This is a genomic window from Psychrobacillus sp. FSL K6-2843 (assembly GCF_038626375.1).
In the GTDB taxonomy this organism is placed as follows: Bacteria; Bacillota; Bacilli; order Bacillales_A; family Planococcaceae; genus Psychrobacillus; species Psychrobacillus faecigallinarum.
Map to the genome: position 1 here is coordinate 4,118,400 of NZ_CP152021.1, position 13,545 is coordinate 4,131,944.

The 13,545-nt window shown below is 35.1% G+C and carries 15 protein-coding genes; 1 reads left to right on the top strand and 14 read right to left on the bottom strand.

Translation table 11 applies throughout. The annotated features are described in order from the left end of the window. Positions 1 to 8: 8 nt before the first annotated feature. The 3 genes from ychF to MKY94_RS21135 form a co-directional block, all read right to left on the bottom strand. A complete protein-coding gene (ychF, locus tag MKY94_RS21125; protein WP_144540269.1) occupies positions 9 to 1,109 on the bottom strand; it encodes a redox-regulated ATPase YchF in 1,101 nt (366 codons plus the stop codon). An 85-nt stretch (positions 1,110 to 1,194) separates the two neighbouring features. Next, positions 1,195 to 1,395: a DUF951 domain-containing protein gene (locus tag MKY94_RS21130; RefSeq protein ID WP_144540271.1), complete on the bottom strand. Its 201-nt coding sequence runs from the start codon at positions 1,393 to 1,395 to the stop codon at positions 1,195 to 1,197. Positions 1,396 to 1,404: 9 nt separating this feature from the next. After that, on the bottom strand, positions 1,405 to 2,259 hold the full coding sequence (locus MKY94_RS21135) for a mechanosensitive ion channel family protein (protein ID WP_144540273.1): 855 nt from the start codon (positions 2,257 to 2,259) through the stop codon (positions 1,405 to 1,407). A 79-nt stretch (positions 2,260 to 2,338) separates the two neighbouring features. On the opposite strand from MKY94_RS21135, the gene yyaC reads away from it, so the two are divergent. Then, the gene (yyaC, locus tag MKY94_RS21140) at positions 2,339 to 2,932 is read left to right on the top strand and encodes a spore protease YyaC (protein WP_144540275.1); all 594 of its coding nucleotides are present in this window, start codon (positions 2,339 to 2,341) and stop codon (positions 2,930 to 2,932) included. On the opposite strand, the gene MKY94_RS21145 is transcribed toward yyaC, so the two are convergent. The 11 genes from MKY94_RS21145 to rpmH all read right to left on the bottom strand — a co-directional run bounded on the left by MKY94_RS21145 (position 2,894) and on the right by rpmH (position 12,978). Continuing rightward, positions 2,894 to 3,592 (bottom strand): DUF554 domain-containing protein, encoded by a 699-nt coding sequence (locus MKY94_RS21145; protein WP_144540277.1) that lies wholly within the window; start codon positions 3,590 to 3,592, stop codon positions 2,894 to 2,896. The two genes, yyaC and MKY94_RS21145, sit on opposite strands and share 39 nt — an antisense overlap. A 65-nt stretch (positions 3,593 to 3,657) precedes the next feature. After that, positions 3,658 to 4,500 carry a ParB/RepB/Spo0J family partition protein gene (locus tag MKY94_RS21150; protein WP_342577778.1) on the bottom strand — a complete coding sequence of 281 codons (843 nt, stop codon included), beginning with the start codon at positions 4,498 to 4,500 and terminating at the stop codon, positions 3,658 to 3,660. Next, a complete protein-coding gene (locus tag MKY94_RS21155; RefSeq protein ID WP_144540333.1) occupies positions 4,493 to 5,254 on the bottom strand; it encodes an AAA family ATPase in 762 nt (253 codons plus the stop codon). The genes MKY94_RS21150 and MKY94_RS21155 overlap by 8 nt, the downstream gene beginning before the upstream one ends. Positions 5,255 to 5,402: 148 nt before the next feature. After that, positions 5,403 to 6,275, bottom strand: coding sequence for a nucleoid occlusion protein (gene noc, locus MKY94_RS21160; protein ID WP_144540281.1), 873 nt, complete (start codon positions 6,273 to 6,275; stop codon positions 5,403 to 5,405). A gap of 87 nt (positions 6,276 to 6,362) precedes the next feature. Next, a complete protein-coding gene (gene rsmG, locus MKY94_RS21165) occupies positions 6,363 to 7,079 on the bottom strand; it encodes a 16S rRNA (guanine(527)-N(7))-methyltransferase RsmG (RefSeq protein ID WP_144540283.1) in 717 nt (238 codons plus the stop codon). A 23-nt stretch (positions 7,080 to 7,102) separates the two neighbouring features. Continuing rightward, positions 7,103 to 8,992 (bottom strand): tRNA uridine-5-carboxymethylaminomethyl(34) synthesis enzyme MnmG, encoded by a 1,890-nt coding sequence (gene mnmG, locus MKY94_RS21170; RefSeq protein WP_340863943.1) that lies wholly within the window; start codon positions 8,990 to 8,992, stop codon positions 7,103 to 7,105. Between the two features lie 22 nt (positions 8,993 to 9,014). Then, positions 9,015 to 10,400: a tRNA uridine-5-carboxymethylaminomethyl(34) synthesis GTPase MnmE gene (gene mnmE / locus MKY94_RS21175; protein ID WP_144540287.1), complete on the bottom strand. Its 1,386-nt coding sequence runs from the start codon at positions 10,398 to 10,400 to the stop codon at positions 9,015 to 9,017. A gap of 430 nt (positions 10,401 to 10,830) precedes the next feature. Continuing rightward, positions 10,831 to 11,589, bottom strand: coding sequence for an RNA-binding cell elongation regulator Jag/EloR (gene jag / locus MKY94_RS21180; protein ID WP_144540289.1), 759 nt, complete (start codon positions 11,587 to 11,589; stop codon positions 10,831 to 10,833). Then, positions 11,586 to 12,362, bottom strand: a complete 777-nt coding sequence (gene yidC, locus MKY94_RS21185) for a membrane protein insertase YidC (RefSeq protein ID WP_144540291.1) — start codon at positions 12,360 to 12,362, stop codon at positions 11,586 to 11,588. Before yidC ends, jag begins: the two co-directional genes overlap by 4 nt. Before the next feature lie 66 nt (positions 12,363 to 12,428). After that, positions 12,429 to 12,773 carry a ribonuclease P protein component gene (gene rnpA, locus MKY94_RS21190; RefSeq protein ID WP_144540293.1) on the bottom strand — a complete coding sequence of 115 codons (345 nt, stop codon included), beginning with the start codon at positions 12,771 to 12,773 and terminating at the stop codon, positions 12,429 to 12,431. Between the two features lie 70 nt (positions 12,774 to 12,843). Continuing rightward, complete coding sequence (gene rpmH / locus MKY94_RS21195) at positions 12,844 to 12,978, bottom strand: 50S ribosomal protein L34 (RefSeq protein WP_144540295.1); 135 nt, start codon at positions 12,976 to 12,978, stop codon at positions 12,844 to 12,846. Positions 12,979 to 13,545: the final 567 nt, after the last annotated feature.

Consider the following 13,545-nt stretch of genomic DNA (forward strand, 5'->3'; position numbering starts at 1 on the left):
AATACAACTTAAACGTTGAAACGGAATAACATTACGTCCCCATCTTGTACAATATACTCTTTACCCTCTAAACGAACCTTCCCTGCTTCTTTAGCAGCGGACATTGAACCAGCATCAACCAAATCATCGTATGCAACTGTTTCTGCACGAATGAAGCCTTTTTCAAAGTCAGAGTGAATTACTCCAGCACATTGTGGTGCCTTCATACCCTTACGGAATGTCCAAGCACGTACCTCTTGGACTCCTGCTGTAAAGTAAGTAGCCAGTCCAAGTAAAGAATAAGAAGCTTTAATAAGCTGATCTAAACCAGACTCTTGAATACCTAGCTCTTCTAAGAACATTTGTTTCTCATCGTCCTCTAAAGCTGCCATCTCTTCCTCAATTTTCGCACATACTACGATAACTTGAGCTCCCTCTTCTGCTGCAAATGCACGTACTTTTTGTACATACTCATTATCTTCTGATTCCATAATGTCATCCTCAGATACATTTGCTACATAAAGCATTGGTTTTATCGTTAATAAGTGAAGGCCTTTTACAACTCGCAACTCATCCTCTGAAAAATCTACTGAGCGACCAGACTTACCTTCTTCAAATGCTTCTTTTAAACGAGTTAAAATTGGCTCTTCAACCATTGCTTCTTTATCTTTTTGTTTCGCCATCTTAGCTACTCGAGATAAGCGTTTATCCACACTTTCTAAATCCGCTAAGATTAATTCCAAATTAATAACCTCTATGTCAGAGATTGGATCTACTTTGCCCGCAACATGCGTAATATTGTCGTCTTGAAAACAACGAACAACTTGACAAATTGCATCTACTTCACGGATATGTGCTAAAAACTTGTTTCCAAGTCCTTCTCCTTTACTAGCCCCTGCTACAATACCTGCAATATCTGTAAATTCAAATGCAGTCGGTACTGTTTTCTTTGGAACTACTAACTCTGTTAATTTATCTAAACGAGCATCTGGTACTTCAACGATCCCCACATTTGGATCAATTGTCGCAAACGGATAATTTGCAGCTAAAGCCCCTGCTTTTGTTATTGCATTAAATAATGTAGATTTCCCTACATTTGGTAAACCGACAATCCCTGCTGTTAATGCCATATATGTCACAACCCTTCAATTTTCTTACTAACCGGATTCCTTTTAACCTGTCTATTATAGTTATTTTAAAGGTAAAAGTCTATCTTTACTCTGCTTCTGCTTTAACTAGCACTTTTTTCATTTTCTTTTCAAACTCTACACGCGGAATCATAACGCTATGCTGGCATCCTTCACATTTTATACGAATGTCTGCACCTAATCGAATGACCTTCCAGCGATTAGTTCCACATGGATGTTGTTTCTTCATCTCCACAATGTCATTCAATTGAAATTGTTTTCTCTCCATTAACCTCACCTACTCATCATTTTTTGCATTGCGTACGACAATTGGATATGGAATATCTACACCAGATTGCTCTAAAAATTCCTTAAGGTCTCTTCTAATTTTTCTTGCAATGTCATCCTGCATTATTGGGATGGTCTCTACTCCAATTCTAAGCACTAAATCATCTGATGATATTTCCTGCACCCCTAATATCTCTGGAACTTTCACAAGCTCTTCATACTTAGTATTTAAACTTCCCAAAAAACCCCTCAACATTTTCTCTACTGCCTGAATATCTGATTCATAAGATACCTTTATATCAATCAGAACAATGGTATTGAAAACGGAATAGTTAACTACGTTAGATATTGTCCCATTCGGTATGATAAAAAGCTCCCCAATTGGGCTTTTGACTTTAGTTGTCCTTAAACCTATTTCTTCTACTATACCTCTGGAGGTTCCGATTTGTACCTCATCTCCTACGGCAAACTGATCCTCAAATACAATGAAAAAACCAGTAATAACATCCTTTACTAAGCTTTGTGCGCCAAATCCTATCGCTAAGCCTATCACTCCCGCTCCTGCAATTAACCCCCTTACATCAATATGAAAAGTAGATAAAATTGCTAGAATTGCTGTGAAATATACTGCATAAGTTAAAATATTTTCTAATAATTTTATTAGTGTATTTTGTCTTCTTTCTGAATATCTTAAAGGGCTTCTTTGTCTTACTGTAAAAACTCTATTAATAACCGTTTTACCAATTCTAATAACGACTGTTGCAAGAATTAGAATAAAAAATATTTTAATACATATTAGCCCTAAATCTATCCAATTTTTCTCATCTAGTATGTATGCTTCTACTCGTTGATACATTGCAGTCATTGTAATCTCCACCTCATTGAATAAATATTTTCTTCAAGGCATATACTAATTTAAAAAAAGAAAGCGAGTTTATATATATATGACTTCTCAACTCAACTCGATCCCTCAAGTCTCCACTATCTATTATAAAGAAACTGGCGTTATTTGGCGATTAAGCAATTACTTTTTAGAATATATTCCTTTTGATCATACAAATCTTGTTTTTTGTTGTATTGGTACAGATCGCTCTACTGGAGATGCCTTGGGGCCAATGACCGGGTCTTTTTTAACTCAGCTCGTTTCTTTTCCTTTTGAAATTGTAGGGACATTGGATAATCCCCTTCATGCATTGAATTTAGAGGAAACTACCAATACCCTTTATAACTCACCGGATAAGCCTTTTATCGTTGCAATTGATGCCTGCTTAGGAAATGCGAATAACATCGGTGAAATAATTATCCACCCCGGACCTCTTTATCCAGGTAAAGCTGTAAAAAAAGACTTACCTCCCATTGGAGAAATTTCTATTAAAGCAATTGTTAACATAGGTGGTTTCATGGAATATAATGTATTGCAAAGCACACGTCTAAACCTTACTTTTGAGATGGGAAAAGTAATTTCTCGTTCCCTCCTCCTTGCTTGGCATAGATATAATTTAAAAAATAATAGCAACTACAATACCAACAAAAACTAAACAAGGCAATAGATTTGCGACTCTAATTTTAGTCAGTCCTAATAAATTCGTCCCAATTCCTATAATCATAATTCCACCAGCAGCTGTCATTTCCTGAAGAAACATTTCAAGTGCAGCTTCTGGTACTAATCTTGTTATTTGAGTAGCTAACAACGCGATTGCTCCTTGATATACTACAACGGGAATTGATGACAGTATAACTCCTATTCCTAAAGTTGCAGAAAGAATAACTGCGGTAAAACCATCTATGATTCCTTTACTTACTAACAAATCATGATCATTTTGCAGACCACTATTTAAAGCGCCTAAAACTCCCATAGCTCCGATAACAAAGATTAAAGTACTTGTAACAAATCCTTGGGCAATACTTCCATCCTGTTTTTTAGAACCAAATTTTAGTTCTATCATTTGGCCGAGCCTGTTAATCCACTTATCTATGTCAATCCATTCTCCAACTACTGCTCCAAGGACGATACAGATAATGATAATGACGAAATTACTACTTTCCAATCCCATTTGAACACCCATTACTATAACAACTATACCAATAGCATACATAACGGTCTGTTTCATATTTTCTGGAATTCCCTTTAAAAGTCGACCAATTAGTGAACCAATTATAATTAGTAATGCATTGATCAATGCCCCGAATAATACCATTACTTATCCTCTTTTCATCCTAAAAATATAACCTATCTCCAGGTTGCCCCAGAAATAGGTCATTTTTAATCCTCAAGCAGTTTCAAAATTCTTTCTAAATCATCTTTAGAGTAAAATTCAATTTCTATTTTACCCTTTTCTTTTTCTTCATTCTTCGTAATCTTTACTGCTGTTCCAAAAAACTCTCTTAGTTCAGATTCCTTTTCCAAAGTAAAAATATCCTTTTCTACCTTTTTTGTTTCACGTGGAACATTTGCATTTAATCTTTGGACTAACGCTTCTAGCTGCCTTACATTGAGATTCTCTTTAATAGTCTTTTGCATAATTAAAGGTATATTTTTTTTCTTTTTTAAACCTAATAATGCTTTACCATGTCCCATGGAAAGCTTACCTTCGGAAACCGCATTTCTAACTATTTCAGGTAAAGAAAGTAAACGAATATGATTTGCGATGTGCGGTCTACTTTTCCCTAGTCTAAAGGCTAATTGTTCTTGGGTTAATCCTAGGTTTTCCATTAGATTTTGATAAGCCTCTGCTTCTTCTATCGGAGTCAAATCTTCTCTTTGTAGGTTTTCTAGAATCGCAAGCTCCATCATTTGTTGATCGTTAAAGTCTCTAATAACAGCCGGAATTTCTTCTAAATGAACTTTCTTTGAGGCTCTAAATCTACGTTCACCAACCACTATCTCAAACTTAGAACCCTTTTTTCTAACTATAATAGGTTGCAGGACACCATGTTCTTTAATAGATTCAGATAACTCTATTAATGCTTCATCATCAAATATTTTTCTAGGTTGATATGGGTTCGGTCTAATATCAGCTATAGTGATCTGCTCTACCTTTTCTTCTGGTTTAGTATCTTCTCCGGGAAAAAGAGCGTTAATTCCCTTTCCTAGCCCTTTAGCCATGACGAATCACTTCCTTCGCAAGTTCTAAATACACTTCTGCCCCTCTTGACTTTGGATCATAAATAATAATTGGCTCCCCATGACTTGGCGCTTCACTTAAACGAACATTTCTTGGAATAATAGATTTATAAACTTTATCTTGAAAATATTTTTTAACTTCTTCAATAACTTGTATACCTAAATTAGTTCTTGCATCAAACATTGTTAATAATACTCCATCAATTGCTAGAGTTTTGTTTAAATGTTTTTGAACCAATCTAATGGTACTTAATAACTGACTTAATCCTTCTAATGCGTAAAATTCACACTGTACTGGAATAATAATAGCATCAGCAGCAGTAAGCGAATTAATGGTTAATAGACCAAGTGAAGGAGGACAATCTATAATAATAAAATCATAGTCAGCTTGTACTTCCTGAAGCGCTTTTTTTAATCGTACTTCTCTGGAAATGGTAGATACTAGTTCTATTTCTGCACCAGCTAAAGAAATGGTAGCAGGAACTATATGTAAATTCTCTACTTTCGTTTCTAAAATAGTATCTTTCACACTTACATCATCTATTAACACATCATAAATACATTGATTTACATCGCCTTTATTAACTCCAACTCCACTAGAAGCATTTCCTTGAGGATCAATGTCCACCAACAAAACCTTCTTGCCCAAGTATGCAAGGCAGGCACTGAGGTTCACTGATGTAGTAGTCTTACCTACACCACCTTTTTGGTTGGCTATTGCAATAATTCTTCCCACTCTTGCACCTACTTTCATAAAAATAAAAACAACTCTCTACCATTCTATCAAATTTTACAGAAAAATGAATGTTATTATTGTATTAAAAGAAAAACTCTCACAAAATAGTGAGAGTTTAATATAAAAATAAATATAGTATAATTTCTATTTATGATTTCTTCTTAGGAATTCTTACTGTAATTTGATAAAAATCTTCCGTGTCTTCTTCTTCTGTTTTTAAATTGATTCCGCTTTTAGTCACCATACTAAGTGATTGCTTAATTGTATTTAAAGCAATACGCACGTCTTTACTAATCGCTTTTCTTTTAGGCTTTGAAGCATTCTTTTCCTCTTTTACAGGAGGATTAACAATTTCATTCACTTTTTCTTCTAGTTGCTTCACGTTCCATTGCTGTTCAATAGATTCGTTCATTAACTTGATTTGTACTTCTTCATCCTTCACTTGCATGAGGGACCTAGCATGTCTTTCAGATAACCTTTTATCCATTATTGCTTGTTGGATCTCTTTAGGTAATTTTAGCAAGCGCAATTTATTGGCAACGGTAGATTGACCCTTGCCTAACCTTTGAGCTAGCGCCTCTTGCGTTAACTCATGTAGCTTTAATAGTTTCTGATATGCCACAGCTTCTTCTATTGCAGTCAGTTCTTCTCTTTGAAGGTTTTCAATCAATGCAATAGATGCTGTCTCTTTATCACTTAAATTACGTACAATGGCAGGAACCTCTGTCCATTTCAACTTGGACATCGCACGGAAACGGCGTTCACCTGCTATTATTTCATACTTATTATCTTCCATTTTTCGAATGACAATAGGTTGAATTACTCCGTGTGTATGAATTGTACGTGCCAGCTCTTCTATTTTTGCATCATCAAAAACAGTCCTAGGCTGAAACCTATTAGGAACTATCTTCTCTATGGCTACATGTACTACTTCTTCGTTATTAGTCTGCGTAGCCTCAACGACTGGATCTTGTCCTTGCTTTTCAGAACCTCCGAAAAAACGTGAGAAAGGACTTTTCATCTAACTAGCACCACCTTTTAGATACTCTTTACTTATGTTCTCGATAAAGAAAATAATTTAATAATGTTTCACGTGGAACGTTCCTCATTAAATAATAGGAGTCTTATTTGGTATACCTGGTTTTCGAGGGTATCTTTTCGGTGTGCTTTTAATTTTAGAAAAGACATATAACGTTCTCTCACTATTTTCTATCGGTAATAGAAAAGAATACTCCGCACTTTTTTCAGAGCCTAATATATTAATAGCTCTTTGCGCATCATTTAATTCATCTAATGCACTTGCAGCTTTCATTGCTATAAATTTTCCTCCAACTTTTACAAGTGGAATACATAGCTCTGAAAGTACAGAGAGTCTTGCTACCGCTCTAGCGGTAACAAGATCATATTGCTCTCTATAATCCTTATTTTGTCCAAATTCCTCAGCACGAGCATGAACAAAATGTACATCCTTTAAATTTAATTCCTTGCTTAAATGAGTTAAAAATTGAATTCTCTTATTTAAGGAATCAACAATTGTCACTTTAAGATTTGGAAAACAAATTTTCAATGGAATACTTGGAAACCCTGCCCCTGCTCCAACATCACATACAGTAAAGGAACCACTAAAATCCTCATAAAAAGAAGCACTTATAGAATCAAAAAAATGTTTTAAATATACAGATGGTTCATCTGTAATAGCTGTTAAATTCATTTTCTCGTTCCATTCCACAAGTAATTCAAAGTATTTTCTAAATTGTCCTAACTGTACTTCCGTTAGCTCAATTCCCTTTTCAGAGAGGGCTTTTTTAAATTGTTCTTCGTTCATGTTGTTCTCCTCATTGTTTAAGACTATCCAGTAATTTTAGCTATTTTACCTTGCTCAATGTAAATAAGTAGAATAGAAATATCCGCTGGGTTTACTCCTGAAATACGAGATGCTTGTGCAATTGATAGTGGTCTAACTTGCATTAACTTTTGTTTTGCTTCAGTTGCTAGTCCGGAGATTGCATTGTAATCAATTTGATCAGGGATTTTTTTATTCTCCATTTTTTTAAGCTTTTCTACTTGTTGAAGAGATTTTTCTATATAACCTTCGTATTTAACTTGTATTTCAATTTGTTCCTTTTCTTCTTCGTTAAGCTCTACTTCTAGGGGAACAAGCTGTGCAACTAAGTCATAATTCATTTCTGTTCTTTTTAGTAAATCGGAAGCTCGAATACCATCTTTTAGCTCACTTCCACCAGCATTACGAATAACCTCTTGAGTATCCTCATTTGGTTTTATAATAATCGAACGTAAACGTTTAAGTTCTTCTTCAATTCTTTTCTTTTTCTCTAAGAATTTATTATACCGCTCTTCTGGCACTAAGCCAATATTATATCCAATTTCTAACAATCTTAAATCTGCATTGTCATGGCGTAACAATAAGCGATATTCCGCTCTTGAAGTCAATAAACGATAAGGCTCATTAGTACCTTTTGTAACTAAATCATCTATAAGAACTCCAATATAGGCATCCGAGCGGCTAAGTACTCTCTCTTCCTTATTAAATACTCTAAGCGCAGCGTTAATTCCTGCCATTAAACCTTGCGCTGCTGCTTCTTCATATCCGGAAGTTCCATTAATTTGTCCAGCTGTATATAAGTTTTTCACTTTTTTGGTTTCTAGTGTAGGCCATAGCTGCGTTGGTACCATTGCATCATATTCAATTGCATAACCTGCGCGCATCATTTCTGCATTTTCTAACCCTGGAATTGAAGCCAAAAGTCTACGCTGTACGTGCTCCGGAAGACTTGTCGAAAGACCTTGCACATAAACTTCTCTCGTGTTTCGTCCCTCAGGCTCAAGGAAAATTTGATGACGTGGTTTATCATTAAATCTTACAATTTTATCTTCAATGGAAGGACAGTATCTTGGACCTGTTCCTTTAATCATACCAGAATACATTGGAGACAAATGTAAGTTATCGTTAATAATTTGATGTGTTTCTGAGCTCGTATAAGTTAACCAACATGGTAATTGATCCATAATAAATTCAGTAGTTTCAAAGCTGAATGCTCTAGGAACATCATCTCCTGGCTGAATCTCTGTTTTACTATAATCTATTGTTTTACTATTTACACGCGGTGGAGTTCCCGTTTTAAAACGTACTAGATCAAAGCCTAAATCACGAATGCTATCTGCTAGTTTAATGGACGGCTGTTGGTTATTTGGTCCGCTAGAATATTTAAGATCCCCAATAATAATTTCACCGCGTAAAAACGTCCCCGTAGTAATTACAACAGTTTCAGAACGATAAACTGCTCCAACTTGTGTAATTAGACCAACAATTTTTTCATCTTCTACTAGAAGCTCTTCGACAACTGCTTGATGGACTGTAAGATTATCTTGTTCCTCAAGCAATCTTTTCATCTCATTTTGGTATAGAACCTTATCTGCTTGTGCTCTAAGTGCACGAACAGCTGGCCCCTTTCCTGTATTCAACATTCTCATTTGAATGTGAGTTCTATCTATCACTTTACCCATGGCGCCGCCTAATGCGTCAATTTCACGCACAACAATTCCTTTTGCAGGGCCTCCGATGGATGGATTACATGGCATAAATGCAATCATATCAAGATTTATTGTTAAAACAAGCGTTTTTGCACCCATTTTGGCAGCGGCTAAAGCGGCTTCAACACCGGCATGCCCTGCTCCAACAACAATCACATCGAACTTGCCTGCTTCAAAGTTTGGCATGTTCGTAACTTCCTCTCGTTTTTTATTTTCCTAAACAAAATTGAGCAAATAATTGGTCAATCAAACTTTCTTCAACTGTATCCCCAATTATCTCTCCTAATATTTCCCATGTTCTAGTGACATCTATTTGTATCATGTCTACCGGCACATGATTATGTGCTGCTTCTATAGCATCGGTAATCGTGGATTTAGCTAAATTCAACAAAGCAATATGGCGAGCGTTAGATACATAGGTGATGTCCGATACTTCAATATTTCCTTCAAAGAACAAGGATGATATTGACTCTTCTAGCTCATCAATTCCCTCTTCTTTTAATAAAGAAGTAGTTACTACTCGCTTGTCACCTGCCAGTTGCTTCACTTCATCATAATTTAGTTTGTTAGGAAGATCTGTCTTATTAATAATGACAATATAATCCATTCCTTTAATAGTCTCGAATATTCTTTTATCCTCGTCGGATAGATGTTCAGCGTTATTTAAAACAAGCAATATTAAATCCGCTTCTTTCAAAACTTGGCGTGATTTTTCTACACCAATCCGTTCCACTATATCCTCTGTTTCTCGAATACCCGCTGTGTCAACCAACTTCAAAGGGACTCCACGTACATTTACATATTCTTCTATAATATCTCTTGTAGTTCCTGCTATTTCTGTAACAATTGCCTTATTTTCTTGAATTAAACTATTTAAAAGAGATGATTTTCCTACATTCGGTCTTCCAACAATAGCAGTGGAAAGACCTTCTCTTAGGATTTTCCCTTGGGAAGAAGTAATTAATAGCTTTTCAATCTCTTCCTTCACCCAGGTTCCTTTTTCAATCATCATAGGAAGCGTCATCTCTTCAACATCGTCATATTCTGGATAATCAATGTTCACCTCAACTTGAGCTAAAGTCTCAAGGAGGGCTTGTCTTAATGTCTTAATAAGCCTTGATAAACGACCGTCCATTTGACCCAAAGCCACATTCATCGCTTTGTCCGTTTTCGCCCTTATTAAATCCATTACTGCTTCAGCTTGTGACAGATCTATTCGTCCATTTAAAAAAGCACGTTTTGTAAACTCACCAGGTTCCGCAAGCCGTGCACCATTTATAAGTATTAACTGGAGGACTCTATTAACTGTAACTAGTCCACCGTGACAATTTATCTCTACTACGTCTTCTCTCGTAAACGTCTTTGGACCTTTCATAAGAGAGATCATGACTTCTTCTACTACATCATTGGTCTTTGGATCGACTAAGTGTCCATAATGAATGGTATGTGAGGGCTGCTCTGCTAAGTTTTTTCCATTTGGCGAACGGAAAACCTTATTTGCTATTGAAATCGCCTCTGTCCCACTAAGTCTAACTATAGCTATTGCTCCTTCTCCTAATGGAGTAGAAATTGCAGCTATTGTATCAAATTCCATCAACGTACACCTCCTTGCACATTTAGTTATCCACATGTGAATAACTAAAACGAACATGACTATCTAACATATAACAATAACATATTTTAGCCTAAATCAGAAGCATAGTTACTTTTAATTATGTGAACAAAAATAGCACGCTTCCAAGTAATTATTTGCTAACTCCAGGAAATTATATTATTTTTCTTATTAAAAATATATTTTGCCCAACACGCTTGAGTTTACGCTTCACTGTATACATTTTTAACAAAAATTATAGACGCTCTATGAAATCCAATAAAACATCCCTCCATAATGGTTTCCTTTACGCTTTAAATAAAAGTTTGACTTTATAGTATAGAGCTTTTGCCGAGTTGTATTTAAGAACAAAGCGTGCACTCAAAAGAAGAAAACGGATTTCAGCTTGTAATTAAGCTAAAACCCGTTTTGCTTATTTTATTGATTCTATAACTAAATATCTGTTTGGCTCAGTTCCCACTGAGTAAGTTTCTATATCTACTCTCGAAGATAAAGCATTATGAATAATCTTTCTCTCTGATGAGGACATAGGCTCAAATTCAACTGGTTGCCCTGTACGTACTGCTTTATCTGCCATACGCTCAGCTAATTGTTCTAAAGATTCTTGTCTTCTTTCACGGTAATTACCAACATCTAGCTTTATAAGGATAAATGATTGAGAAAATTTGTTAGCAACTAATTGGGATAGTTTTTCTAAAGCATTTAATGTTTGACCTCGTTTCCCTATTAACAATGCTGCTTTCTCACTATTTAAGTGGAGATAAATAAATTTGCCTTCTCTTTTTTCTGTAATGACTAAATCCTCTATTTCCATTTCCTTAGCGATAGTTTTGATATATTGGATAGTTTCTGCTACCGCTTCTTCGTTACTTGGTGTCTCACTGGATTCTATCATTTCCTTTATGTCTTCTTTTACAGAGGATTCATCCGGAAATGTCTTTTCAGTTATTGACTCTTTTACATGTTCCTCAATAATAACTTCCTTAGAAGGCTCTTCTTTTATTAAAACAGTTACTTCAACAACTGCAGGCTTTGCTCCAAATCCTAAAAAGCCCTTTTTACCTTCTTCCACTACGGTAATTGACACATCTTCTCTCGATACTTCAAGTTTTTTTAGTGCAACGTTTATAGCTTCCTCTTTCGTAGGTGCAGTCTGTGTAATCTGCTTCATTTTTTGGCCCCTCCCGTTTTTGCTTTAACAGGTACTTTCTTTTCTTTGTTCCAAGGTTTATAAATGAATAAATTTTGGATTATAGAAATAATATTACCGATTACCCAATACAATGTTAATGCGGCTGGTAATACGATACCAAATCCCATAATCATAAATGGCATTATATACATCATGATCTTCATTTGAGGGTTGTCCATCGCTGGACCAGTTCTTAACACTATTAATTGCATAATACCAGCTAATACTGCAAGAATAATACTCGGTTCTGCTAAAGCAAAGCCCAAGAAATCTCCCAAATTAATCTCAGGAGTATTATTCATTCGGCTAATTGCGTGGTAGAAACCGATTAAGATTGGCATTTGTATAAAGACTGGTAGACATCCTGCAGCAGGGTTAATCTTTCTATCTTTGTATAAAGCCATCATTTCCTGTTGGAACTTTTGTTGTGTTACAGCATCTTTTGAACTGTATTTTTCTTTCAGCTTAAGCATCTCTGGCTGTATCTCTTGCATTGCTTTAGAGTTTTTTGTTTGCTTGATCATTAATGGTAAGATTACTAATCGAATAATAATCGTAACAGCAATAATCCCCAAACCATACGTTCCTAAAATTCCTTTAAAAAACGTTATGGCTGACACTAATGGCCAAACGATGTATTCATTCCAGAAGCCTTCCGAAGTATTATAGATCGGCTCATTGAATTCCGTACAACCCGCTAGTAAAGCAGTCATTACTATTAATAATAATAGTAAAGGTAATTTTCTTTTCAACCTTCTTCCCCCTATTAATATACATTCTATCTTTCACTATCTTAACACTTCAATGAAAAGACTTCATTAGCTTTTCTTTTTTATAACCTTTGCTACTTTCAAAACATGCTCCAGACTCTTTTTCGTTTCATGAAAATCTAATGTGGCCGCCGAGTTTCGGGCGATAATAATATAGTCTTTGCTTGTATCTACTGAATCATTCAGCTCTAAAAAAGATTGGCGAATATACCGTTTAATACGATTACGAACTACGGCGTTACCAACTTTTTTACTGACAGATAACCCTATACGAAAAAAGTCATGTTCGTTTTCTAGCTTATAAACAACAAATTGTCTGTTCGCAAATGATTTGCCTTTTTTAAAAATTTGCTGGAATTCAGCATTTTTTTTAATACGTTGTTTCTTATTCATCCATTCACCTGCTCCAACTAATCGTTTTGAAAGAAAAAAAAGACCACTGAATTGGTCAGTGGACTTATGATTATGCTGATAATACTTTTCTTCCTTTTGCACGACGTGCTGCTATTACGCGGCGACCGTTCTTAGTACTCATACGTGCGCGGAAACCGTGATTTTTTGCTCTTTTACGGCTATTTGGTTGGAATGTACGTTTCATCTATATGACACCTCCTGAGTGATCATCTTTAAAATGTTCCTTAGACAGTCTCCGATATTATATAAAAACTATACTATATTTGTCAATATTTATTTAGACACCGCAAGTCTAACCTCTCTCTTATTCTTATCCACATTCTTTATAGCTTTTTCCCAAACTCCTGTGAATAACAATTTTCGACAGAAAAATTATCCACATAGCTTATGAACATGTTTTTAACATACTCCTATACTGTGGACAACTCTCACTGTTAATTATTTTAATATTGTGGATAACTTTAAAATATCTTGTAATCACTACGTTTTTTTGATACGATATCTGTGTTTTACTTTTTCAAACGAAATATGCGATTTTTTATTATCCACAACTGTTAGTAATCTGTGGACAAGTTTTTCCCCATACGTTTATAAAGTTTATCCACAGGCCGTGGATTTGTGTATATAACCTAAATTATACATATAAATATAAAGTAAAATTATTCATTTTCTTTATTGGAAAAAATAATGCTCGTAAATAAGTAAGAGAGAAATTATCTCTTATTAATCTATAGAAAAGGAGTTTATGTTA

What these genes read in the sequence shown, in the direction of transcription:
- rnpA (WP_144540293.1), bottom strand. Translation starts at nt 12,773, where the DNA reads ATGAATAAGAAACAACGTATTAAAAAAAATGCTGAATTCCAGCAAATT.
- yyaC (WP_144540275.1), top strand. Translation starts at nt 2,339, where the DNA reads ATGACTTCTCAACTCAACTCGATCCCTCAAGTCTCCACTATCTATTAT.
- MKY94_RS21130 (WP_144540271.1), bottom strand. Translation starts at nt 1,395, where the DNA reads ATGGAGAGAAAACAATTTCAATTGAATGACATTGTGGAGATGAAGAAA.
- ychF (WP_144540269.1), bottom strand. Translation starts at nt 1,109, where the DNA reads ATGGCATTAACAGCAGGGATTGTCGGTTTACCAAATGTAGGGAAATCT.
- noc (WP_144540281.1), bottom strand. Translation starts at nt 6,275, where the DNA reads ATGAAAAGTCCTTTCTCACGTTTTTTCGGAGGTTCTGAAAAGCAAGGA.
- mnmE (WP_144540287.1), bottom strand. Translation starts at nt 10,400, where the DNA reads ATGGAATTTGATACAATAGCTGCAATTTCTACTCCATTAGGAGAAGGA.
- MKY94_RS21145 (WP_144540277.1), bottom strand. Translation starts at nt 3,592, where the DNA reads ATGGTATTATTCGGGGCATTGATCAATGCATTACTAATTATAATTGGT.
- MKY94_RS21150 (WP_342577778.1), bottom strand. Translation starts at nt 4,500, where the DNA reads ATGGCTAAAGGGCTAGGAAAGGGAATTAACGCTCTTTTTCCCGGAGAA.
- jag (WP_144540289.1), bottom strand. Translation starts at nt 11,589, where the DNA reads ATGAAGCAGATTACACAGACTGCACCTACGAAAGAGGAAGCTATAAAC.
- rpmH (WP_144540295.1), bottom strand. Translation starts at nt 12,978, where the DNA reads ATGAAACGTACATTCCAACCAAATAGCCGTAAAAGAGCAAAAAATCAC.
- MKY94_RS21135 (WP_144540273.1), bottom strand. Translation starts at nt 2,259, where the DNA reads ATGACTGCAATGTATCAACGAGTAGAAGCATACATACTAGATGAGAAA.
- rsmG (WP_144540283.1), bottom strand. Translation starts at nt 7,079, where the DNA reads ATGAACGAAGAACAATTTAAAAAAGCCCTCTCTGAAAAGGGAATTGAG.
- mnmG (WP_340863943.1), bottom strand. Translation starts at nt 8,992, where the DNA reads ATGCCAAACTTTGAAGCAGGCAAGTTCGATGTGATTGTTGTTGGAGCA.